We start from the raw sequence: 21,520 nt of genomic DNA, 5'->3' as shown, positions 1-21,520 counted from the left end.
ACGTGAAGTGATTGAAGAACGTAAATATAATGTGTCACGTGATTTGTCGAGATAGCGTAGTTATGTTCCCGCGCGTGATCGACTTTGGTGGCGAGCACGGGACACCGCGTAATGTCGATTGAGGCGTCCGTCTGATCATGGTGAGGATCGAGCGCGGATTGCCGGGTCTTGTGCGCTCTCCGATTTCCAAGCCCGGGCACGTGGTCGCAGTTATTGCGGAGCGCTGGTGTGACAGCATTGGCGGGCGCGCGCGCTTGCTCGACGCGACCGACGGCGCCAATGGATTGCGCGTATCTGGGGGATAGACACGAGGCCAATCTCCGATCCCGAATGGCAAGGCGATGCTTATGGCCATGCAGAGGAAGGCGACCCCTGATCCGCTGCACGACCGTCAACCATCGTACCTACACTGTTCCTGAGGAACAGACGACCAACGCGACCTGAACAGACCGATCTCTTGCTGACAGCCTTAGTTGTTTCCGATAGCTATCCAATAGAGGACGGGGGATGGAATGGAGATTGCCAGCCTAAAGATCGAGAATTTCCGGGGTGTGCGAGACGGCATGGTCCGCTTCTCGCCGCATACGGTGCTGGTTGGTGCAAACAATTGCGGTAAGACAACCGTGATCGAGGCGCTGGCGCTGCTGTTCGGTCGCGATCGGATGATACGCCAACTCACGGAACATGATTTTCACGGCAGCAATCCGCAGCCACCCGATCGTATTTGCCTAGCCGCAACAGTGATCGGCTTCCATGAGGACGATCCGTCCCAGCACCCGGACTGGTTTCGCGACGACCGGGGCATCGTCAAATGGTGGAATCCGACGACCGGAACCGTGCATCCAGCACGTACAGAACCACAATGGAAGCTGGCCTGCCAGATTGCCTTTTCGGCAAGGTTCCATCGACCTTCGCTCGAAGTCGAGACGCTACGCTATTTCCACGACGACGACAGTGTCGGCGACGTGTTCGACGATGAGACGGTGACACCACTTCCCGCCCGTCTGATCCGCGAACTCGGTTTCTTCTTCGTGCCTGCTGCGCGGACCTGGGACCGCACTGTATCGTTTGGTTCCGAGCTTTTCCGCCGCGTTGTGGCGGCGGGCGACGGACAGCCCTCGGAATCGGTTCTCGCCGAACGCGACCGCTTGCGCGCGCCGGAGGCGATGCTCGAGCAGGACGAACGTCTGTCACCGATCGTTGCCCGGCTCAATCAGGAGCTGCGCGGTTTTTTCCGGACGAACCCCACACTGCATTTGCGAGTTACGCCCACCGATTCCGACGGGCTGCTCGAATCCGTCGTGTCGCACTATGCCCATGACGGCGCAGACGTGCCGCTCCCGGCGAAGCGACATGGCAGTGGGCTGCTGTCACTCCAGCATCTGTTGCTGCTCCTGCAATTCGGTCGACTGCGAGTGGAAGCCGACGAGAATTTCTGGATGGCGCTGGAGGAGCCCGAACTGCATGTCCCGCCGGCGTTGCAGCGGCGGCTGGTGCACCGCATCCAGTCGCTTTCCCGTCAGACCTTGGTTTCAACCCACTCGCCAATGGTAGCGGCGCTGGCGGACCCCGCCGGCGTTGCGGTCCTGCGCAACGAGGGCGGCACTCTGACCTCGGTGCCGCTGCTGCAATCGACCTTGCCGGCTGACACACCCAACAGCATCCGCAAGCTGTTCCAGGTGAATCGCGTCGAGACGATAGCGGCGGTAATGCATGACTTTGTGCTGATCCCCGAGGGCCGCACCGATCATGAATGGCTCGGTCTGCTCGTCCGAGCCGTCGACCTCCATCAGAGCTGGGCCGCCGCCGATGAATGCCGGTTCGACGCTTTTGTCGGCGTCATTCCGACCCACGACGGCTCTGTCGTGCGCACGGTTGCAGCGATGTCGCCGCTTCACCCGCGCGTGGTCGCGCTGGTCGATGGCGATCCCGAGGGCATCGGCTACGCCAATATTCTCGCTACGGTCGGCGCCCCGAATTCGGGGATCATCCTGCGCTGGGCCGACGGCCAGATGCTCGAGGATGTAATCGGCTGGATCATCGATGCCGATTCGGCCGCCTGCCTGCCGGCCATCTCGATCGATAATCCTCCCGGAAATGTCGCCAATCTCGTCGCGCGCCTCAAGGACGAGGTACGGGCGACAGGCGGGCTCAAGAAGGACAGTTCGAGCTACGAGGCGATTGCAGGCGCGATTGGCGCGAACGAGGCGTGTTGCGCACGCGCGCGGACGCTCCTCAACGCCATCACGGAGGCCGCCCAGGGCATCGATAATCCGCTTTTCGTGGCGGATCTGGACCATCCGACGATCAAGGTCTTCACGCCGTGACCGTTCAGGCCGTCGAGGGCGGTGCCGGGTGCGGGAAGACGTACCGGCTAATGGAGATGCTGGCGGAACGACTGGAAACCCATCCGCTGAACGACGGACAGCGCGTCCTCGCCCTGACCTTTATGCACGGGTCGCGGCGGCGCCTGTCCGAGCGGCTGCGCTCGGTCGCCAACCTGCGTGGTCGAGTGGATTGCTGCACGATTGATGCCTTTGCGTGGCGGATCTATCGCCGGTGGCGGGGACTCGCAGGAGCGCTCGCTATCGCTCCTGCGACCGAGGGCGAGTTCGATCGCGTGTGCGAGGCAGCCGGATTGATGCTGGAGCACCCACAGGTTTGCTCCTGGGCTGCGTCGAGTTTCCCGATCGTGCTTGTCGACGAAGGTCAGGATCTTAAGCCCGAGCGCCTGCGCATGCTCAAGGCGCTCGCGGGCGCCGTCCATGCGTTGGTCGCCGCTGACGAGTTCCAGTGTCTCGACCAGACGCTTCGCCCCAACCCGCTGGTCGCCTGGCTGCAACAGGACGCCGAGCCAGAAACGTTGGTGCAGGTCCGCCGCACAAATTCACCGGGTCTACTAGCGGCAGCGACCGCGATCCGCGCGGGTAATGCACCGGTCAACAGCGTCGGATTCAAGCTGCTGCCACCGGGCGCCAGCGTGCCGCTGGCCACGACCTTGCTCGCGAATGCTATAGCCTGGCGGCAGGGCGGCGATGTTGCGGTGATTACACCTGCGCTGCAAGGCGGCTTTGCCGCCTCAGTGGTCGCCCGTCTTGCTCAAGGGCCGTGCGGCAAACATAACAACGGGCCTTACACCGTCCATTGGGAAGGAAATGACCACGATGAGGCGCAGGCGATCATCGCCGGTCTCGATCTTGCGGCCGATGCGCCAGCGGCGGCGGCCTGCGCAGCGTTGCGGGCATTGCCGCGGACCGGGCCCGTGCGTGCGACACTTTCATGGATCGAAAACCAGGTTCACGCCTGCGGACGGGCCAATTTTACCCGTGCGGAGATTGAGATTGTCATTGCGCGGCAGGTTTCTCTGCGACGGCAGCATGGTGCGGGTGCGTCGCATCAACTAACGGCGATGACGGTACAGCAGGCCAAGAACAGGGAGTTCGAGGGCGTCGTGGTCATTTGGCCCTATCAGGTTGGCGGTGATGCTGAACACAAGCGCCGCCTGCTCTACAACGCGATCACCCGGGCGAAGCGATGGTGTAATGTCATCGTCCAGAGCCAGAATATTCTCGCTGCCGCGCCGTTTGCCTGATGGCTGGACCCCGAACGACGGTCCGGTCGTCAGAATGGGCGAGAATGGACTGACCTCCGTGGTTGGGTCTTAGCGATTCGACCGCCGAACTAGGCTTATGTCCGCTATCCGCGATCTGATGCCGATAGCTGCCCGTCCGCAGACGGCCCCAAATCAGTCATTCCAGCCGGGCAAGTTGGTGTTTGGCGAGAGAATTCCAGACAAATGGGGGGGCCGCGAGTTCGAATCCCTTCAAGAGCAAATAAAAGCAGAGTGGCTGCGCCTTTAGGGTCAGACGTCCAACCCGCGGTCGACGATATGAGTTTTCAGCTGGGCAAGCCTCGTCCGGAGATGCTCAATTTCGTCGAGAAGGTTCTTCTTGTCGGAATCGCTCAGAAGAAATGAGTGCTCGAGGCGATGCACTATTTCTGCCGTGATTGACCTCGAATTCTCACGAGCCGACGCCTCGATCTCCTTTTTGAGATGTTCCGGAATGCGCAACCTGAAATGAGGATCGTCTCTACTCATCGGGTCACCACACTTTTTGCTTGAAAATATGACGCACGGTGTGCTACGCAGAGAAATGACGCACGGTGCGTCATCTCAATTTTCGCGTTGGCACGAGGATCAGACTTCAGAGGATCAGTATTCAAGGGTTTTCGGCATCGATGGGAACTTGCTGCTGGCACGCTAGAGCCGGCATTTCCGTTCTATGAAAATGAGTCACGAGAAGCATAGCCGAGGATTACCCCGGATTGCAAACCCGCGCCTAGTCGGCAAGTACACAGAGCCTCATAAAATGAAGGTTTCCAATGGAACTGCGCCAGCTTTCCTACTTCGTCGCGGTCGCCGAGGAGCTCCACTTCGGCCGTGCCGCGATGCGGGTCAACATCGCCCAGCCGGCACTCTCCAACCAGGTGCAGGCGCTCGAGCGGCATCTTGGCGTGCAGCTGTTCAACCGCTCGACGAGGCGGGTGGAACTGACCAGGGCAGGGGCGGTGTTCTACGACCGCTGCGTCCGGATCCTCAGCGAGATCGATCTGTCGGCCGAGGTGACCCGCTCGGCGGCGGGAAAGAGTATCCGCCAGATCAAGATCGGCACGGTGCATCCGGCAACCAGAAGCGTGCTGCCGGCCTTCCTGGCGAGGATCGCCCGCAAGTATCCCGATATCCGCCTGCACATCACCAGCGGCACCAGCGACGATATCATCCGCCAGCTGGAGACCGGCCGCATCAATTTGGGCTTCATCCGCCCGGTCGAGAACATCGGCACCTTGCGCTTCTTCTCGATCGCCCAGGAGCACTATCTCTTGGCCGTCGCCAGGAGCAATCCGCTGTCGAAGATGGAGGAGATCTCGGTCGAGGACCTGAAGGACCAGAAGATCATCGCCTTCTCACGGGCGAACCTGTCCTATACCGAGCGCTACTTCGCCTCGCTGTTCGACGAGCATGATCTGAGCGGCAACATCGCCTATAGCTGCGACGACACCTTCTCGCTGGTGTCGCTGGTCTCTGCCGGGCTCGGCATCGGCTTTGCGCCGGAATGGACGGCCAATCTTCCCGAGCGCAATTTCGAGCTGAAGAAGGTCAGGGGCATCGATCTGAAGATCGGGCTCGGCGTTGCCTGGAACAAGGAAGACCCGACGGCCGCCCGCGACGACATCATCGACATCGCCCGCTCGCTGGCACGGCCGGGAAGGTGAGGGGACAACGCTCTGGTTGTTGCCGCGACGCAAATCTACATCAATAGGGGAAACCTCCCGGGGGCAGATCCTGCTGGGCGTTCGAAGCCGGAGAGTACAAGCTCCTAGTGGGCCGCATTGCCTAATGCAGAGATCGCGCGCATTTCAGCTGTCAGCTGCGAGGTTCACCGCGAGCCGCAAATCATGAGTTGATTCTTTGACAACAGGCGAACAGCCGGCTTTGGAACGTGATTACTCGGCTGCCTGACGAAGGGGGTAGCCATCGAGCGGTTCGACCAAGGCAATCAGTTCAAAGTCGCCGATCATATGATGCTGATCGGAACCGGGAACCGCGATCGTCCAGTAATCCGGACTATCACCGAAGATCGTCGAGATCTGAACGATGGTCATCCTCCCGGACGTGTGATTGTCCGATCTTGCCCAATAGAAAGCCTCAGGCACCAAACTCTTCATAACGCCTACTCCCCACAAGTAGCGGGACGATACCAGAAACTGGAATATTGGCCATACTCGGCTTACCGATATCCCCGCATCTGGGACTAAGTGCGTGTTGGAGGCAACGGAATATCACGAGCTCTCCCGGACGATCAGTTGTCCGGGCGTGGGCAAGGAGCGAGCAGGGGGCAACGTTTCCTTGTTATCGATAAGGTGGAGAAGTCGATCCACAGCTTCAGTTGCGAGTTTCTCTACGTCGTTGTGAATCGACGAAATCGGAATAGATGCCTGAGCGACATAATCGGTGTCATCGAAGCCGACGATTGCGAGTTCATCCGGGATTTTGGTGTGGGTCCTGGCGGCCCAGCGCAACGCTGCCAGAGCGGTCAGGTCGCTTGTTGCAAATACCGCAGTGGGTCTGTTTTCGAGTCCCATCAGTTCCTCCATCGCCCGGACTCCAGCCGCGATCGAGTGATCGAATGGGGTTGCTACCAGTTCGGCTTCATAGGTGAGCCCGGCCTTCTCTATGGCGTCGCGATACCCCTGAAGCTTTCCGACATTGCCAATCGATGCGGTGAAGCCCGGGCCGAGCGTTCCAATACGGCGGTGACCGCGCTCGATCAGGTGCATCGTGGCATCGAATGCGCCACGTCGTTCATCGATGCCGACTGCATCGATGTCATCAGCGTCGGTATGGATGAGAAGAACGGTCGGAAAGTGATTCCGGCGTAGTGCCTTGAGATGATCGAGCTTCGAATGGTCGATCGGATAAATGAGAAGACCGTCAACCATTCGCGCACGGAACGCTGCAATCGCGCGTAGTTCCTCTTCTGGGTCGCCATTTGAGGACGCGAACAGGACGCTATAGCCATGCTTCCCAAGAGTTTTTTGAACCATATGCGCGACGCTGGTGAGGACCGGGTTCGTGATTTCGTGAAGGATCAGTCCGATCGTATTGCTTCGGTTCAATACCAGCGACTGCGCGATTTGGTTCGGGACGTAGTCCATTTCCGCAGCGACACGACGGATTAGGTCTCTGGCAGGCTGAGAGATGCGCGTGCTGCCGCGCAGCGCCAGTGACACCGTGTTGGTTCCATAGCCCGTCTTGGCGGCTATGTCGGCCAGTGTGACTTTCCGTGGTGTCATCGACATGCGGTCCGATCTCGTAAGTTTTCCAAAATTCCCCTTGCATCAATGCAGGAGTAACGTTACTACAGCAAGTGTCGCAGCGTTACTACAGGGCCGAGGAGGGCTCTTGCAGCGAAGAAAGTGGAGGATTTCCGAATGTCGACCCGTTGGAGTCGCATTACGCCCCAGCTCGCCCTTACGCCTGCTGTTGCCGTAACTGCTTTCGCGTTTGTCGGATCCGTCGGTTGGACGATCATGTTGTCGTTCACCAACAGCCGCCGATTTCCCAGCTACGAGTTCAGCGGCCTCGTTCAGTACGCACGTCTGTTCAGAGACAGCGCGTGGGCGCTGTCTCTTCAGAACATGGTGATCTTGGGGATCGGCAGCCTGCTGTCCATTCTCATAGGCTTCGTTCTGGCCGTTCTCGTCGACAAGGAGGTTCTGGGCCGATCGTTATTCCGGACGATTTTCCTCTATCCGCTGGCCGTCTCGCTCATCGTAACCGGGATCGTCTGGAAGTGGCTTTTCAATCCGTCTCTCGGTCTGCAGCACGCCGCTGAATCGTTCGGGCTCGTAGGCCTCAACCTCGATTGGCTCTCCTCCAAGGAAACGGTGATGTACGGCATCATCATCGCCTCCATCTGGCAAAGCACGGGCTTCTATATGGCGCTGATGCTGTCCGGGCTGAAGAATATCAACAGTGAGATATGGCAGGCCGCTCGCATCGACGGCATCCCGATGTGGCGTCTCTACATCGAAGTGATCATTCCGATGATGAAGCTGACCTTCATCACATCGATTCTTCTCCTGTCGATCGGTGTCGTCAAAGCATACGAGGTGATCGTGGCGATGACGAACGGCGGGCCCGGTGGCGGTTCGTTCGTGCCGGCCTTTTTTGCGATCTACAGCTACTGGCAAAGACAGAACCTGGGATACGCGAGTGCCGCGGCAACATCCCTGCTGGTCATCACTTGCCTGCTGTTCCTGCCATTCGTTCTCCTGCGTCGGAGGTCCGCATCATGAGTGCTGGGATCGAAACAATGACACAGGCCACGACTGTCTCGAAGGCGACGGTAGCACCCACAGCACGACGCCGAAGGAGAAAGGGTTTTGGCCCAAAGCTGGCAATTTTCGCCTTCCTATTGATGTCAGCCGCCTTCTTCTGCGTGCCGCTCTACGTGATCATCGTCACCGCATTCAAATCGATGGACGAAATCCGGCTCGGAAACATCTTCTCTCTTCCGCAGACATGGACTTTCGAAGGCTGGCACTACGCGATGTTCGAAGCCTGCTCGGGTACCGTTTGCACCGGGCTGTCTATGGGCTTCTTCAACTCCCTCTACATCCTGGCGCCAAGCCTGATCCTGTCGATCGGGGTCGCCCTGGTTACCGGATATGCCATGGCGGTCTGGAAGGTGAAGTGGGCCAACGGTCTCCTCTTCACAATGTTCGTATGCGCTTTCGTTCCGTTCCAGGTCATCATGTTCCCGCTGATCAAGATCGCGTCGACACTCGGCGTATTTGGATCCGTATGGGGTGTCGCACTGGTACACGCCGCACTGGCCTTGCCGATCCTCACGCTGATTTTCACCAACTACTTCCGCGGCCTGCCGTCGGACCTGATGTCGGCCGCGATGATCGATTCAGGCTCGTTCTGGGTCATCCTGCGCGAAGTGATCCTGCCGATGTCCGGCAATATCCTGATCGTCGTTCTGATCATGCAGGTGACGGGTATCTGGAATGACTTTCTCGTCGGCGCAACTTTCGGCGGCGCTACGGGGCAGCCCATGACGGTCATGCTGAACAACATGAGTTCAACGACGACTTCGGGCGCCGTCTACAACGTCATCATGGCAGGCGCGCTTCTGACCGCCGCGCCACCGCTGCTGATCTACTTCCTCTTGGGCAAACTCTTCGTGCAGGGCATCACTGCCGGCGCTTTGAAAGGCTGAAACATGTCCGTCGTTCAATTCAGAAATATCCTCAAGACCTACGGTGCACTGGTCATTCTGCAGGACCTCAACCTCAAAGTCGATGACGGGGAATTCCTTGTTCTCCTCGGCCCTTCAGGCTGCGGAAAGACTACGCTTCTCAACCTTCTTGCTGGACTGATCGAGCCTCAGGATGGCGAGATCATAATTGACGGTCGCGACGTGACGGATCTTGATCCGAGAGACCGCGGCCTGGCGATGGTGTTCCAGTCCTACGCGCTATACCCCACCAAGACGGTGCGCGGGAACATGCGGTTCGCGCTGACTGCACGTGGTCTTCCTGCCGACGAGATCGACCGCCGGATTGCCTGGGCCGCAAAGATGCTGCAGCTCGAACACCTGCTCGACCGCAAGCCCGCGCAGTTGTCCGGCGGCCAGAGGCAGCGCGTGGCCATCGGGCGTGCACTGGTGCGGCAGGTTGGGCTCTTCCTCTTTGACGAACCGCTCTCGAACCTCGACGCGAAGCTTCGCAACGAGATGCGTATTGAGATCAAGAAGCTGCACAACGAACTCAAAAACACCATCGTCTACGTCACGCACGACCAGGTGGAGGCGATGACGATGGCCACCCGGATCGCCGTGATGAACAAGGGACTCGTCGAGCAGATCGGCACACCGACCGAAATCTACGATCGTCCGGAAAGTGTCTTCGTTGCAGGTTTTGTTGGCTCGCCGGGCATGAACTTCTTGGACTGCACGATCAAGCTCGATCAAGGACGCCCGGTCGCCGCAGCCGATCACGCGGACGCGCGCTTTGATCTGTCGTCCTACGGCTGGAGCGAGACGCCGGGAGACGGCGCACGCGTAACCCTGGGTTTCCGGCCAGAATCGATTTCAGTCGAGCCTGGGGAGGCAGGCGCGCGGGGCCAAGGCACTGCGCTGACGCTGCCATTGCAGATGGTCGAGCGCTCCGGCGCGGAGTCGACGGCGTTCCTGACATTCTCACCCAAGGAGACAATCGCTGTGCGGTCGGATCCCGGTGTCATGGGCCGCCTGAACGGTTCGCAGACGCCCACCGTGCACGTTCCGGCAGGCGTGCTCAATCTATTCAATCGTGAAACTGGTCGCCGACTTTGAGCGGCGCCCACCTTGTGGAGGAGGAGACGTAATGAAAGCAAAGTCCTATGGAATTGCCGCAGCGCTCGCTTTGACGACCGCATTGGCTTCGCCCGTCGTGGCTCAGGAAACTGAGCTCAAGGTCAACTACACCTGGACCTCTCCGTCCGAAACGGCGGCAATCAAGGTGCTGATTGACGCTCTCAAGCCCAAAGGCATCAAGTGGTCCGACTTCAACGTCATTGCCCACGATACCGGGGCGAACGTGACCGTGGTGAACATGGTCTCCGGTGGGACGCCACCTGACGCGTTCATGGATTCAATTCCTGGCCTGTATCGCGATCTGGCGGGGATGGGGCTGGGCGTACCAATGGACGACGTCTTCAACAAATCCGGGGCGACCGCGAACTTCCCGCCTGCAGTGAAGTCGGCGATCACCGTCGATGGCAAGATGGTCAAGGTTCCCATCGGCGTCCAGATCGATGGCATGCTCTACTACAATCTCGATGTCGCGCAGAAGGCGGGTGTTGACCCGACGAAGTGGACGTCGATGGACGATGTCTGGAAGGACTTCGACAAGGTGAAGGCCGCAGGCTTCATTCCGTTGGCAATCGGCGCCCAGGAATGGCAGGAGCGCTATCTGCTGCACGCGCTCATGGCTGGGTTCCATGGCGATGTCTACGACAAGTTCTATGCGGAAAAGCCCGATGAAACCGTCTTCGACGATCCCGGCCTGAAGCAGACGATCGATCTCGTCCGTCAGTTCCAGCAGCATGCCGATCCTGCCGCCACCAATCGTCCCTGGAATGATACGACGAACCTCGTGATCACGGGCAAGGCACTGATGCAGATCCACGGAGACTGGATCAAGGGCGAGTTCCGCAACGCTGGCAAGGTCGCAGGCAAGGACTTCGGCTGCATCATGATCCCCGGCGCAACGGGTGTCGCAGTCACCGTTGATGCCTGGGGCTTCGTCAAGTCGAAGGACGAGGCGGTGACCAAGGCTCAAGAGGTAATGGCTGCGACGCAGGTCGATCCGAAGGTGAATGCAGATTTCGCCGCTGCGAAGGGCTCGACACCTGTAGTTCTCAATGCACCGACCGACAAGCTCGATCAGTGCAACAAGGTGGTGCTCGAGCAACTTGCGGATCCGGCCAAGCAGCATCCGAACCCGAACAATACCGCCGACGCAGACTGGTATCAGGCGACGGGGCAGGTGATCGACCACTTCTGGAACGATCCGAACATGACTTCGGAGCAGGCGATCGAAGAGCTGCGCAATCAGTATAGCTCGATCTTCTGAGATCCTTCGGCGATGCGCGCAAGGCGCATCGCCATCACTGAAAGAGGACCTGACATGGAGAACGCGTTTCTCGAAGAAGACGCGATCATGCAGCTATGCTTTGTCACCGACGACGTCGAGCGGACTGCTGCATGGTTTGGTGATCTCATCGGCCGGAGCGATATCACGACCGCAAAGGCAGCAGATCCTGCAGTCGCCAAGGCGAAATACCTCGGCAAGGACGCGGTCGTGTCGTGCAAGATCAAGTTCATGCGCTTCGGAAATATCGACCTCGAATTCCTCGAGCCGGGACCCGAGCCAAGCGCGTGGCGCGATCTTCTCGGGCAGCGCGGACCCGGCCTACATCACATCGCTTTCCGCACCAGCGACATGACAGGCAAGGCAGCCTACCTGACAGGCAAAGGTCATCCGCTCATTCAAAGCGGCGAATTCGACGGCGGAGGAGGGCGCTATGCCTACTTCGACACGAACTCGCAGCTCGGCGCATTGATCGAACTCCTCGAGTTTGACCGCACCCCCACTCAATCCGTCTAAAACAGCAATCCGAAAGGGAATTCAAATGAAACACATCAATGGCCTGGGCCACATTGCGATCAAGGTGAAGGACGTCGACGCGTCCATGAATTTCTACAACAAGGTTCTCGAGCTGCCCGAGATGCTTCGGCTGCATCACGACGACGGCAGCCTCTTCCTGATCTACATCAGGATCACCGACCACGCATTCCTTGAAATCTTCCCCGGTGCTGAGACCGACCGCGCGCCCGGTCTTTCGGCCAATGGCGTTCATCACCTTTGCCTGACTGTCGACAAGCTTGAGCCGATGCTCGCGCGCGTCAAGGAAAACGGTGGTCGGCTGGTCGCTTGGAAGGACGGCGCACTGGTCACCGTCGATGAGCCGCAGATCGGCCACGGCCTCGATGGCAATCGCGGTTCCTGGCTTGAGGATCCCGATGGCAACCGCATAGAGCTCATGGAGATGAACGAGGATTGCATTCAGTACAAGGCGATCCGCAGGCTCCATGCGGAGATGGCGTGAGGTCGAGTTCGCTTACCCGTGCGGGGCCTGTCGGCCCCTCATTGCCTGAGGAGGGAGATAATGGACTACGGAAGACGCAATCCCATGCCAAGGATTGGCTTGGGAACCTTTGGCAAGAGCGGTGACATCGGCTGCGAGGCGATGCTTTCCGCCCTTGAGGCGGGTTACCGCCGGATCGACACGGCTCAGGGCTATGGCAACGAGTCCAACGTCGGAAGGGCAGTGCGAGAAGGCGGGCTGCGGCGCTCCGATGTCCATCTTACGACGAAGATCGACTATCAGAACCTGAAGCCTGAACGCGTTGCAGAGAGCCTGGAGAAAAGTCTCGAAGCGCTCGGCACGGACTACGCTGATCTGGTGTTGATCCACTGGCCCCATCGAGATCATGAGGCGATGCCAATTTATCTCGAAGCCCTGCGGTCGGCGAAGGATAAAGGCATGGCGCGCGAGATTGGAGTGTCGAACTTCAGCATCGCACTGCTCAAGCGCTCTATCGAGATCCTTGGATCCGATGTGATCTTCGACAATCAGGTCGAGGTTCACCCCTTTCTCCAGAACAGAGCACTTCGTTCGTTCTGTGGAGACAACGGCATTGGCATTACAGGCTACATGCCCGTTGCAGGCGGGGCTGTTGCCGATGATGAGACGATCCGCAGCATAGCAACAAGCCGCGGAGTAACGCCTTCACAGGTTGCCATTGCCTGGGCGGTCCACGAAGGACTGACCGTCATTCCGTCCTCTCGCAGCCGGCAACACCTCGTGGAAAACCTGGCAGCAGGAGAGTTGCGCCTCGACCCCGACGAGCTCCAGGCGATTGCCGCGCTGGATCGCGGCCACCGCATCATTGATCCCGAGGCAATCGCTCCGGACTGGGACTGACAGGAAGCATGATGACAAATTCTGAACGCTCACTTTTCGATGGAAGGACGATCGCGGGCTGGCATGCGGTTCCGCGCACCGTGGCGCCGCAATGGCCCACGCAACCGATGCCCGACATTTCGGAGCCTGAGGCCAGCCGGATCAAGGCGCACTCTGGTCGGTGGACGATCGAGGACGGCGCAATCGTCGGACGGCAGGATCCGCCGGGTTGCGGCCTTGGTGCATATCTCGTCAGCGATGAAACCTACGAGGATTTCGAACTGATCTTCGAAGCCCGACCCGACTGGCCCGCAGATACTGGGATCATGGTGCGGGCAAGCGCGATTGGCTCGCAGGGCTATCAGATCCTCCTGGATCACCGGAAATCCGGCAACATCGGCGGCTTCTACGGGAACGGGATCGGCAGGTTCCACGCGATCAATTTCCAGGTCGACGTCGATCGAGACGCCGCGGGCAATCCTATCGGCATCAAGCTGGAGGATCCGGAGACGACTATCGAGCCGATCAGCGATCTCAAGCGCTCGCTTCTGTCTTGCGCTGCGACTGGCGGGGAGTTCATGCGCATATGGAAATGGGATGCCTGGAACGAGTTCCGTGTCACGGTCAGGGGTGAACTTCCTATGATCACTACGGTGATCAACGGCACGCGCATCGCCGAGATGGACGCTGCGGCATTTCCTCCCTCGGTTTTCGATCCAGAAGCCACCAAGGCGCTCCTCGGCAGATCCGGACACATAGCCTTCGAAGTCCACGACAACGACCCCAACATCGGCGACGAGCGATGGGGACGGGCGGCAGCGTGCAGATGGCGCAACATCCGCATCCGCACGCTCTGATCAGGAGAACTGAATTGACCTACAAGATCGCGTTTCAACTCTATTCCTCCCGCAATTTTCCACCGGTTGAACCACAGCTCGAAAAGCTGGCGGCGCTTGGCCATGACGGCGTCGAACCCTTCCTTCCAAACTACGAGGCTGATCCCTCGGGGTTTCGCGCGCAACTCGACAATGTGGGATTGAAGTGCTTTGGCTTTCATCTCCCCTACGACGAGCTCGTTGCCGATCCGGCACGCTTCGCCGATATTGCCCACACTCTTGGCTCCGATCTCCTGATACCGCCATGGCTGGCACCGGAGCAGCGACCGCAGGACGCCGACGGCTGGCGTCGCATCGGCGCCAGTCTCCGTAAGGTCGCGGACAGTCTGGCGGGGCAGGGGCTACGGCTCGCTTGGCACAATCATGACTTCGAGTACGTTGCACTTCCTGACGGTGCCTACCCGATCGACCATCTGCTTGAGGCGGCCGGACCGGGTGTCGGTTTCGAAGCCGACTTTGCTTGGGTGACCCGGGCCGGCGTCGATCCGGTCGAAGCCCTTCAACGTCACGCTGACCGAATTCTGGCGATTCAAGTCAAAGACACAAAGGCTGCCGGCGTGACCGAAGAGGCCGGATGGGCTGCGATGGGCGACGGCATTATCGACTGGTCCCGGCTCTGGCCGCTGTTTTCGACGACGCGCACCGATCACGTCGTCGTCGAACACGACGATCCCAAGGATTGGTTCGAGACGGCCAAGCGTTCGATCGAGTTCATCAAGAGCATGAAGGACTAAATTCATGCACCTGTCGTTCCAACTCTATACAGCGCGCGATGTCGCCCAGCTTGACCCTCTTTTAGATCTATTGGTTCGGCGAGGTGTATCTCGCGTTGAAGGCTGGGACGCGATCTATGAAATAGAAGGGCTCGCCAACAGTCTGTCCTCGCGGAATATGACGATGCCGAGCGCCCATATGTCTTTAGCGCACTTGAAAGACAGGGATCGCCGCCAAAAGGTTGCCAGGGCGTTCGAGGTTCGCCGCTTCATTGTTCCGGGCATCGAGGCCGACAGAATATCAAGTCGGGGCGGATGCCTGGATGTCGGACGCGAGCTCCTCGAACTTTCGCATCAGATGAAGGCCGAAGGGCTACGGCTCGGTTGGCACAACGGCGGTGCAGAGCTTGTACCGATCGCTGCGAGGGAGCGTCCGATCGATCTCCTCCTTGAGTCGGTTCCGGAGCTCGAGTGGGAGTGCGATCTCGGTTGGCTCGCATCGGCTGGCGTTGATCCGGCCGCAGAGCTGAGGACCAACGGACGCCGAATTACCGCCCTCCATATGCGGGACGTTTCCGGTCCGGAAGGTGATCCGAAACAAAAAGGCGGTGCCGACATTGGATCCGGCGTGCTCGAATGGAAAGCGATCCGCGCATCGCTGAACCAGACCCGCGTAGACCTGTTGGTCATGGAGCACGACCACGCTCAGGACGTTTCGGGCTTCCTCAACCGATCAATCGATTTTCTCGACGGCTGGATGACATCGGCCGCCATCGCGTAAACCTAGAAAGAAAGGCAACCCATGCGCCCCAAGTCGCCGCGCCGTTTGCATGACGGCCAGATCAGCCAGCTCGTTGTCGCCTCGCGCGACGGCAGCCGTGTCGAAGTCATCTACGAAACGACCGAGCTCATCGAAGCACCGAATTGGATGCCGGACGGGAAGTGGCTCGTCTACAACGGTGACGGCCGCCTCTTCCGGATATCTCCGGATGGCACAGTCGGTCCTTCCCGCATCAACACCGCGCCGATCGAAGATCTGAACAATGACCATGTCGTGTCGCCCGACGGGAAGCACCTTTATATCAGCGCTAACGACGGCCACCTCTATCGGGTCGGTATCGATGGCGGCACGCCAGAGCGTGTGTCGAACGAACAGGATCCGTCCCGTGGATTTCGATACTATCTTCACGGCATTTCGCCGGACGGGGAAACTCTCGCCTATGTCGGTCTCGAGCTCGAAGGCGGCAAGGTGATCACGCGTGTATGCACCATTCCCTCGGCCGGCGGACCGGACACCGTTCTGACAGATGGAGCCTGCCCGGTCGATGGGCCGGAATATAGCCCGGACGGTGCCTGGATCTACTTCAACTCGGAAGCGGCCGCGAAGGTGCCTGGACATGCACAGGTCTTCCGGATGCGGCCCGATGGGTCGGACCTACAGCAATTGACACATGATGAGCTGGTCAACTGGTTCCCGCACTTGTCGCCGGACGGCAGCATCGTCGCCTATATCGCGTTCCCGCAAGGGACGGTCGGTCATCCCGCTGACAAGGATGTAATCATCCGGACCATGAGGCCCGAAGGCGGCGCGACAGTCGACATCGATCGCTTCAACGGTGGGCAAGGAAGCATCAATGTCGCATCGTGGTCGCCGGACTCGAAGTCGTTCGCCTATGTCCGGTATCCGTCTGGGAAACCCAAATAGGAAACCGATAGGTGACGCGCTATCGTTCGCATTGCGGCCAGAGCGGGTTTTTGGCCTGTTCCTGGCCGCAGCACCGAGCGCAAAACCAGATGCCCACGTGACTGGCTGTGCAAAGAGCATTTCAGCAGATGAAGTCAATCCGCCAACACATGCAGGTCGACCTGTTTCTGCCTGTTGCGAACGGATCGTCGATCCCAAGTATTTTAGGCGTGAACTATTGCCAACGGTCGTCGCCGTCTCGCCGCTCACCAGGCAACTCGTCCCGTACTGCTTGTTGAGTGACTCTAGTCTCTGCGCAACGTTCACAGAGTCCGCCATTCGCGGCAATGTTCGCCCTGGTGCCCGAAAACAGTTCATTCCCACGGTCGGGAAGGTGAGGTGAGGGGAGGCGGCTGCTGCTGTCTGCGTCCGCCGTACAATCGTTCAACGTCTCTGCCCCTGCCGCATCCTGCCTTGCCGATCATCTCCGTGCGACTGCCGCCATCGCGCCCTGCTGCGGCTCTGGTCCTGCCAGGCGCGCATCGCTCGCAACGGCCTTGCCGTCCTCCACTGCGTTGCGGCCCTTCGGGTGCGGGCGCTGCTTGCCGCCTGGCTTCGGGACCGCCGTAGCAGGTCGCGATGGCCGCGACCGCAAAACGGAGGTTCCAACATGGGCAGGCAGCAGTCCAATCAACGCGCCGATCTCTACAGCCGCATCACCGACACGATCATCGCCGAGCTCGAGCAGGGCGTGCGGCCCTGGGTCAGACCATGGACCAGGCCATGGAACTCTGGTTCCGCGACCGGCGCGATCACCCGGCCACTGCGCCACAATGGCCAGCCCTATTCGGGCATCAATGTCCTGCTTCTCTGGTCCGAGGCGATCGCCCGCGGCTTTGCCTCGTCGACCTGGATGACCTTCCGCCAGGCGATCGAACTTGGCGGCGCGGTCCGCAAGGGCGAGACCGGGACGACCGTCCTCTTCGCCAGTTCGTTCATGCGCAAGGAAACGTCCGAGACCGGCGAGGAGCTGGAACAGGATATTCCGTTCCTGAAGAGCTACACCGTCTTCAACCGCGACCAGATCGCCGGCCTCGACGACCGGTATGACGACATCGCCAATGCCCCGGTTCCGGTTGAGGATCCGCTGATCCGCATCGGCGACGCCGGCCGCTTCTTTGCCAATACCGGGGCGATGATCCGCCATGGGGGAACGGCAGCCTATTACGTGCCGGCCCGCGACTATATCCAGATGCCAGCCTTCGATGCGTTCACGGATGACGGTTCCTATGTCGCAGTACTCAGTCACGAGATGACCCACTGGACGGCATCGCCGCATCGGCTCGATCGCGATCTCAGCCGCTATGCCAAAGACAGGAGCGAACGCGCCCGCGAGGAGCTGATTGCCGAACTCGGCAGCTGCTTCCTCTGCGCCGATCTCGGCATCGTCCCTGAACTTCAGCCACGCCCGGATCATGCGAGCTATCTCGCCAGCTGGCTCGAGGTCCTCGGCCGCGACAGGCGCGCCATCTTCACCGCTGCCGCCCACGCACAGCGCGCTGTCGACTACCTGCATCATCTGCAGCCGGATCTCGACGCTGATCATGGCGAGGATGATGGCGACCATAACCACGGGGAGGTGGCGGCGTAAGCCGCCGGATCGCGCCTCCGGTCCCGATCCAGGGCGACTATGCAGAACCCTGAACTCGTGGGACAGATCATTCTTGCGGCGACCACATCCGCTGAATGTCTTCGAGCGATTGCCGCTTTGTCTCCGGGACAGTGCGATAGATCCAAAGCCAGGCGATCCCACAGAACAAGGCGAACAGCCAGAACGTCAAAGAGCTACCGATGGCATTGACGAGCGAGAGGAAGAACTGGCTCACGAGATAGGCTGAGCCCCAGTTGACGGCGGTTGCCAGCGCGACGCCACGACCGCGCACGCGCGCAGGAAACACTTCGTTGATCACGGTCCAAACTACGGGACCCAGCGAAAAGGCGAAACTGGCGATGAAGACGATGAGGGCGGCGACCGTGGCAATACCCGCCAGCGTCGGGCCGACCGCTGCCGGAGCTTGACCTTGGACGCCAATGAACTGGAAGGCAACGCCGACCGCAATCAAGCTCACGCCCATCCCCACGAGGCCGGTCAGCAGTAATTTGCGACGCCCGACGTTGTCGATGAAGGCGATGGCGAACAAGGTTGCGACCACGTTGACGCCGCCGATCGCCCAAGTGGTTACGATCGCCTGAGACTCTGGCGATGCAAATCCCGCAGACGCAAATATCTGATTGGCATAGTATATAATCGCATTGATGCCGGTGATCTGTTGAAAGATCGCCAGCCCGATCGCCACGACCAGCGGATTTCGCCACTCGCGATGAAATAGTTCGCTCCACGGGGCGGGCTTATCCTCGGTGCGAAGAGCGACCTCGATGGCATTCAGATGTGTCTCCACGTCGATGTCAGAATAGACCTTGTGGGCTTCCGCGCGCGCCTCGGCGCGGCGAATCTTCATCATCAACCAGCGAGGAGATTCGGGTGCTACCAGGGCGACCAGAAACAGTACGAGCCCAGGGACGGCTGTCGCTCCGAGCATCATTCGCCAGTTGCCGCTCTCCGAAAGATGTGCATTGACGAGATAGGCTAGGAAAATTCCGACCGTGATCGCAAGCTGGTAGCTCGAGATAAAGCGGCCGCGAAAGCTCGCCGGTGCGAGTTCTGCCGCGTAGAGCGGCGCCGCAACGGCGGCGACGCCGACACCGATGCCAACAACGAGGCGTCCGGCAACCAGTACTAGCTCTCCGGGCGCCAAGGATTGTACAACTGCGCCCAGCGTGAACAGCGCGCCCGCAAGGAGCATGGTGCGCTTGCGTCCGACCGCATCACCGAGGCTGCCAGCCATGAGTGATCCGGCGAGCGCGCCCAACGTCACCCAACTGGTCACTACCTGCAGCATAAAGACGCTGAGCGAGAACGTTTCCTTGATCCCAGGCAGCGCGCCGGAAATTACACCCTGGTCGTAGCCAAACAGGCCGCCGGCAAAGATGACGACCACGATCACGACGGCAAGCCAGAATGTCAGGCTCTCCGCCGGTGGCGCCGAATCTCCGGTTGAGTCGGTTGGTTCCAAATTCATCGGTGTTTCCTCCAGAGCGCGACGACATGCGACGGCAATTTGACTGTCCACTGTTATGGATCAGCCATTCGGTGCTGGTAGAGAGCCGAACATCCATCCCCTGTTCGGATTCCCAGCATCTTGAACGGCGCGAGAGCCTCGGGCAACAGCGGCGTTCAGAGGAGCCGAAATTCCTGGAGCAGCTGAGTATAGCTGCCAGCTAAAATCGTCCGGCGATATGTCTCGCCGGCACTATTCCACCGATATCTCTACTCAATCGTTTTAGGGGCTGTCCGGATCTCGATCTGGCATTGGACGCTCTGCCCCAAGGCTTCCGACTTCTACGAGACCTGGATCGACTCCCAACTCAGCTAGTGCTTGGGCAATCACGGTGGCGCGCTGCAGGCCTCGCAGACGCTGTCGTCCTCAGGACGCTCCATCCTCCGTCTTCGTTTTGAAATTAAGCCTGTGGTAGGCCTCGGAGAAACCATTGCGTATATAGTTTTGACGTGAGGTATGCTTGCCATCAGCCTTTTCGGGGCGGCCGGTTTCCGCCGTCAGATAAAATGCCCCTAACTTTCGCGCAGACCGAATACGAAATTGAATCAACGCTGCCTGGACCCCCTGTCTGCGAGCACTATCAATCGTCCCGTCGATACCGAACCAAGCCCACGTATCCTTGACGAAAAGCGCTCCCGATCCCACGGGCTCGCCGTCCAGCATAGCAACTATCGTTGTCCAATTTGGTCGACCGACCAAGGCGGAAAACCACGCTTGTGCCGCCTCTGGCAGGCCCATCGCACTGACGACGAGGCGGCCATACAAAGCCGGATCCGGATCTGTCGTAAAAGAGATCCGCTCATTTTGGACAAGATCGCCTTCTTCGTCAAAAGCGATATTTTTCGTGAGTTTCGACCAGCCATTGCCGAAGGGTTCAAAATGATTTCGCCTGGCCCACGCCTGCAACTCGGCAGTCGTGTCGTTTGCTGCGATTTGCAGTGCAAAATTGGGAGCTGCAATGTCCTCGAGCCACTGGGCCGCGTCGTCAATTTTCGGCTTAGCTAGATCGTCCAGCATAAACGCCCGATTGAGCTCCGATATTGGTATGCCGAGGCAGGCGAAAACCGGCGTCTCTCCAATTAGGGTCGAGTGCAACTTGAGCGCCGTGTTCACCGCTGCAGGAGCCGCCTCATATATGTCGATCCATGCTTCCCGCTCGATCCACTCCACGGCGGAAGGCGAGGGACCAATGACGTGCTTTCTTGGCATAATATTCCTCTCAATTTAACGATAATCCCCGCGCGCGAGCGGCTTGGCACAGAGGTCCGAGATTTGTGACGATCGCCTGGGCAGCAGCGATTGGTCTATGGGATGCGCGGCTATGGCGTTGAAGGCATCCGGATCGTCGAGTTCGATCTGTGGGATCGCCGCCAACTTGATCTGGTCGGCCGCCACGATCACCGTCGGGGCCGACAATAAAGTGGCGTGACGACATTTTCGGTGATCCCGCAATCACAGGGCCTGGACGATAAAGCTGCGGTAGTTTGCACCCTGAAATCGATGCTGCACGACCTCCTGATACGATGGACTGTGGTACCAATTCCGTGCGGCGTCCATATCGGGGAACTCGAGAATGACCGCGCCCAGGATCTGCGGACCTTCCAGCACTTCGAGCGTCCCATAGGCTGCGTGGGCCTTCACCTGATGACCATCGAATGTCTTTCCGACCTTCGCGGAGTATTCATCAAGCTCTCTCTGATCGAGTATCTCTTCCCTGGTAAACACAACAAATGCGGTCATGATAAATCCCTTCGTTGGGCAGATGGAGTTCAGCACTCCGTTGACTTTATTTCATTGAGGGCGCCGGCAGCTGTGGCCGGTCATGCGAGATCGGACACACTTGTCCGTTGCTTTGCTGCAGACAGGCGGCGTTAGTTTTCGGCATGGACTTCGAAGAAGCCGCGCTGCGGGCCTTCCGCGGTAATCGCGGCGAGATGCTCGTGCTTGAAGCTTGTTCCGGCAAGCCC

General features: G+C 59.5%; 22 protein-coding genes. 15 read left to right on the top strand and 7 right to left on the bottom strand.

Annotated elements, in window-relative coordinates; translation table 11 throughout:
• Window positions 1–512 precede the first annotated feature (512 nt).
• Both EV286_RS15725 and EV286_RS15720 read left to right on the top strand, forming a co-directional pair.
• The gene (locus tag EV286_RS15725) at window positions 513–2,327 is read left to right on the top strand and encodes an AAA family ATPase (RefSeq protein ID WP_132958093.1); all 1,815 of its coding nucleotides are present in this window, start codon (window positions 513–515) and stop codon (window positions 2,325–2,327) included.
• A complete protein-coding gene (locus EV286_RS15720) occupies window positions 2,324–3,592 on the top strand; it encodes an ATP-dependent helicase (RefSeq protein ID WP_132958092.1) in 1,269 nt (422 codons plus the stop codon). Before EV286_RS15725 ends, EV286_RS15720 begins: the two co-directional genes overlap by 4 nt.
• A 270-nt stretch (window positions 3,593–3,862) precedes the next feature.
• On the opposite strand, the gene EV286_RS15715 is transcribed toward EV286_RS15720, so the two are convergent.
• The gene (locus EV286_RS15715; protein ID WP_132958091.1) at window positions 3,863–4,099 is read right to left on the bottom strand and encodes an Arc family DNA-binding protein; all 237 of its coding nucleotides are present in this window, start codon (window positions 4,097–4,099) and stop codon (window positions 3,863–3,865) included.
• Between the two features lie 284 nt (window positions 4,100–4,383).
• Here EV286_RS15715 and EV286_RS15710 point away from each other — a divergent pair, with 284 nt between their 5' ends.
• Window positions 4,384–5,274 carry a LysR family transcriptional regulator gene (locus EV286_RS15710; protein ID WP_132958090.1) on the top strand — a complete coding sequence of 297 codons (891 nt, stop codon included), beginning with the start codon at window positions 4,384–4,386 and terminating at the stop codon, window positions 5,272–5,274.
• A gap of 231 nt (window positions 5,275–5,505) precedes the next feature.
• Here EV286_RS15710 and EV286_RS15705 read toward each other — a convergent pair whose 3' ends face one another.
• Together EV286_RS15705 and EV286_RS15700 are read right to left on the bottom strand one after the other, a co-directional pair.
• Window positions 5,506–5,727, bottom strand: a complete 222-nt coding sequence (locus tag EV286_RS15705; protein WP_132958089.1) for a hypothetical protein — start codon at window positions 5,725–5,727, stop codon at window positions 5,506–5,508.
• Between the two features lie 114 nt (window positions 5,728–5,841).
• Entirely contained in the window at window positions 5,842–6,861 is a 1,020-nt protein-coding gene (locus EV286_RS15700) for a LacI family DNA-binding transcriptional regulator (protein WP_245500719.1), read from the bottom strand.
• 132 nt (window positions 6,862–6,993) lie between these two features.
• On the opposite strand from EV286_RS15700, the gene EV286_RS15695 reads away from it, so the two are divergent.
• The 12 genes from EV286_RS15695 to EV286_RS15640 all read left to right on the top strand — a co-directional run bounded on the left by EV286_RS15695 (window position 6,994) and on the right by EV286_RS15640 (window position 18,025).
• Window positions 6,994–7,860 (top strand): sugar ABC transporter permease, encoded by an 867-nt coding sequence (locus EV286_RS15695; RefSeq protein ID WP_132958088.1) that lies wholly within the window; start codon window positions 6,994–6,996, stop codon window positions 7,858–7,860.
• Window positions 7,857–8,789: a carbohydrate ABC transporter permease gene (locus EV286_RS15690; RefSeq protein WP_207909851.1), complete on the top strand. Its 933-nt coding sequence runs from the start codon at window positions 7,857–7,859 to the stop codon at window positions 8,787–8,789. The genes EV286_RS15695 and EV286_RS15690 overlap by 4 nt, the downstream gene beginning before the upstream one ends.
• 3 nt (window positions 8,790–8,792) lie before the next feature.
• Window positions 8,793–9,905, top strand: a complete 1,113-nt coding sequence (locus tag EV286_RS15685) for an ATP-binding cassette domain-containing protein (protein WP_132958087.1) — start codon at window positions 8,793–8,795, stop codon at window positions 9,903–9,905.
• A 31-nt stretch (window positions 9,906–9,936) separates the two neighbouring features.
• The gene (locus tag EV286_RS15680) at window positions 9,937–11,187 is read left to right on the top strand and encodes an ABC transporter substrate-binding protein (protein ID WP_132958086.1); all 1,251 of its coding nucleotides are present in this window, start codon (window positions 9,937–9,939) and stop codon (window positions 11,185–11,187) included.
• Between the two features lie 54 nt (window positions 11,188–11,241).
• Complete coding sequence (locus EV286_RS15675; RefSeq protein WP_132958085.1) at window positions 11,242–11,721, top strand: VOC family protein; 480 nt, start codon at window positions 11,242–11,244, stop codon at window positions 11,719–11,721.
• A gap of 25 nt (window positions 11,722–11,746) precedes the next feature.
• On the top strand, window positions 11,747–12,223 hold the full coding sequence (locus EV286_RS15670) for a VOC family protein (RefSeq protein ID WP_132958084.1): 477 nt from the start codon (window positions 11,747–11,749) through the stop codon (window positions 12,221–12,223).
• Window positions 12,224–12,283: 60 nt separating this feature from the next.
• Window positions 12,284–13,102: an aldo/keto reductase gene (locus EV286_RS15665; RefSeq protein WP_207909850.1), complete on the top strand. Its 819-nt coding sequence runs from the start codon at window positions 12,284–12,286 to the stop codon at window positions 13,100–13,102.
• Between the two features lie 11 nt (window positions 13,103–13,113).
• On the top strand, window positions 13,114–13,938 hold the full coding sequence (locus EV286_RS15660; RefSeq protein WP_132958501.1) for a DUF1080 domain-containing protein: 825 nt from the start codon (window positions 13,114–13,116) through the stop codon (window positions 13,936–13,938).
• Between the two features lie 14 nt (window positions 13,939–13,952).
• On the top strand, window positions 13,953–14,711 hold the full coding sequence (locus tag EV286_RS15655; RefSeq protein ID WP_132958083.1) for a sugar phosphate isomerase/epimerase: 759 nt from the start codon (window positions 13,953–13,955) through the stop codon (window positions 14,709–14,711).
• Between the two features lie 178 nt (window positions 14,712–14,889).
• Window positions 14,890–15,471: a sugar phosphate isomerase/epimerase gene (locus EV286_RS15650; protein ID WP_207909846.1), complete on the top strand. Its 582-nt coding sequence runs from the start codon at window positions 14,890–14,892 to the stop codon at window positions 15,469–15,471.
• Window positions 15,472–15,492: 21 nt separating this feature from the next.
• The gene (locus EV286_RS15645) at window positions 15,493–16,395 is read left to right on the top strand and encodes a PD40 domain-containing protein (RefSeq protein ID WP_132958081.1); all 903 of its coding nucleotides are present in this window, start codon (window positions 15,493–15,495) and stop codon (window positions 16,393–16,395) included.
• A gap of 649 nt (window positions 16,396–17,044) precedes the next feature.
• Entirely contained in the window at window positions 17,045–18,025 is a 981-nt protein-coding gene (locus EV286_RS15640; RefSeq protein WP_132958080.1) for a zincin-like metallopeptidase domain-containing protein, read from the top strand.
• Window positions 18,026–18,092: 67 nt separating this feature from the next.
• Here EV286_RS15640 and EV286_RS15635 read toward each other — a convergent pair whose 3' ends face one another.
• The 4 genes from EV286_RS15635 to EV286_RS15625 all read right to left on the bottom strand — a co-directional run bounded on the left by EV286_RS15635 (window position 18,093) and on the right by EV286_RS15625 (window position 21,293).
• The gene (locus EV286_RS15635) at window positions 18,093–19,565 is read right to left on the bottom strand and encodes a sugar porter family MFS transporter (protein ID WP_132958079.1); all 1,473 of its coding nucleotides are present in this window, start codon (window positions 19,563–19,565) and stop codon (window positions 18,093–18,095) included.
• A 354-nt stretch (window positions 19,566–19,919) separates the two neighbouring features.
• Entirely contained in the window at window positions 19,920–20,762 is an 843-nt protein-coding gene (locus EV286_RS15630) for a GNAT family N-acetyltransferase (protein WP_132958078.1), read from the bottom strand.
• 15 nt (window positions 20,763–20,777) lie between these two features.
• On the bottom strand, window positions 20,778–20,948 hold the full coding sequence (locus EV286_RS31985) for a hypothetical protein (RefSeq protein ID WP_165932859.1): 171 nt from the start codon (window positions 20,946–20,948) through the stop codon (window positions 20,778–20,780).
• Window positions 20,949–21,005: 57 nt separating this feature from the next.
• The gene (locus EV286_RS15625) at window positions 21,006–21,293 is read right to left on the bottom strand and encodes a DUF1330 domain-containing protein (RefSeq protein WP_132958077.1); all 288 of its coding nucleotides are present in this window, start codon (window positions 21,291–21,293) and stop codon (window positions 21,006–21,008) included.
• Between the last annotated feature and the right edge of the window lie 227 nt (window positions 21,294–21,520).

Source organism: Rhizobium sp. BK251 (assembly GCF_004345245.1).
Classification (GTDB): Bacteria; Pseudomonadota; Alphaproteobacteria; order Rhizobiales; family Rhizobiaceae; genus Rhizobium.
Note: the sequence above shows the minus strand (reverse complement) of the source record. Positions and strands in the feature narration are given on the sequence as shown.

Coding starts and splice junctions, on each gene's coding strand:
- EV286_RS15660 (WP_132958501.1), top strand. CDS start 13,114: ATGACAAATTCTGAACGCTCACTTTTCGATGGAAGGACGATCGCGGGC.
- EV286_RS15690 (WP_207909851.1), top strand. CDS start 7,857: ATGAGTGCTGGGATCGAAACAATGACACAGGCCACGACTGTCTCGAAG.
- EV286_RS15705 (WP_132958089.1), bottom strand. CDS start 5,727: ATGAAGAGTTTGGTGCCTGAGGCTTTCTATTGGGCAAGATCGGACAAT.
- EV286_RS15630 (WP_132958078.1), bottom strand. CDS start 20,762: ATGCCAAGAAAGCACGTCATTGGTCCCTCGCCTTCCGCCGTGGAGTGG.
- EV286_RS15670 (WP_132958084.1), top strand. CDS start 11,747: ATGAAACACATCAATGGCCTGGGCCACATTGCGATCAAGGTGAAGGAC.
- EV286_RS15685 (WP_132958087.1), top strand. CDS start 8,793: ATGTCCGTCGTTCAATTCAGAAATATCCTCAAGACCTACGGTGCACTG.
- EV286_RS15645 (WP_132958081.1), top strand. CDS start 15,493: ATGCGCCCCAAGTCGCCGCGCCGTTTGCATGACGGCCAGATCAGCCAG.
- EV286_RS15725 (WP_132958093.1), top strand. CDS start 513: ATGGAGATTGCCAGCCTAAAGATCGAGAATTTCCGGGGTGTGCGAGAC.
- EV286_RS15665 (WP_207909850.1), top strand. CDS start 12,284: ATGGACTACGGAAGACGCAATCCCATGCCAAGGATTGGCTTGGGAACC.
- EV286_RS15675 (WP_132958085.1), top strand. CDS start 11,242: ATGGAGAACGCGTTTCTCGAAGAAGACGCGATCATGCAGCTATGCTTT.
- EV286_RS15640 (WP_132958080.1), top strand. CDS start 17,045: ATGGGCAGGCAGCAGTCCAATCAACGCGCCGATCTCTACAGCCGCATC.
- EV286_RS15625 (WP_132958077.1), bottom strand. CDS start 21,293: ATGACCGCATTTGTTGTGTTTACCAGGGAAGAGATACTCGATCAGAGA.
- EV286_RS15700 (WP_245500719.1), bottom strand. CDS start 6,861: ATGTCGATGACACCACGGAAAGTCACACTGGCCGACATAGCCGCCAAG.
- EV286_RS15680 (WP_132958086.1), top strand. CDS start 9,937: ATGAAAGCAAAGTCCTATGGAATTGCCGCAGCGCTCGCTTTGACGACC.
- EV286_RS15715 (WP_132958091.1), bottom strand. CDS start 4,099: ATGAGTAGAGACGATCCTCATTTCAGGTTGCGCATTCCGGAACATCTC.
- EV286_RS15650 (WP_207909846.1), top strand. CDS start 14,890: ATGTCTTTAGCGCACTTGAAAGACAGGGATCGCCGCCAAAAGGTTGCC.
- EV286_RS15710 (WP_132958090.1), top strand. CDS start 4,384: ATGGAACTGCGCCAGCTTTCCTACTTCGTCGCGGTCGCCGAGGAGCTC.
- EV286_RS15695 (WP_132958088.1), top strand. CDS start 6,994: ATGTCGACCCGTTGGAGTCGCATTACGCCCCAGCTCGCCCTTACGCCT.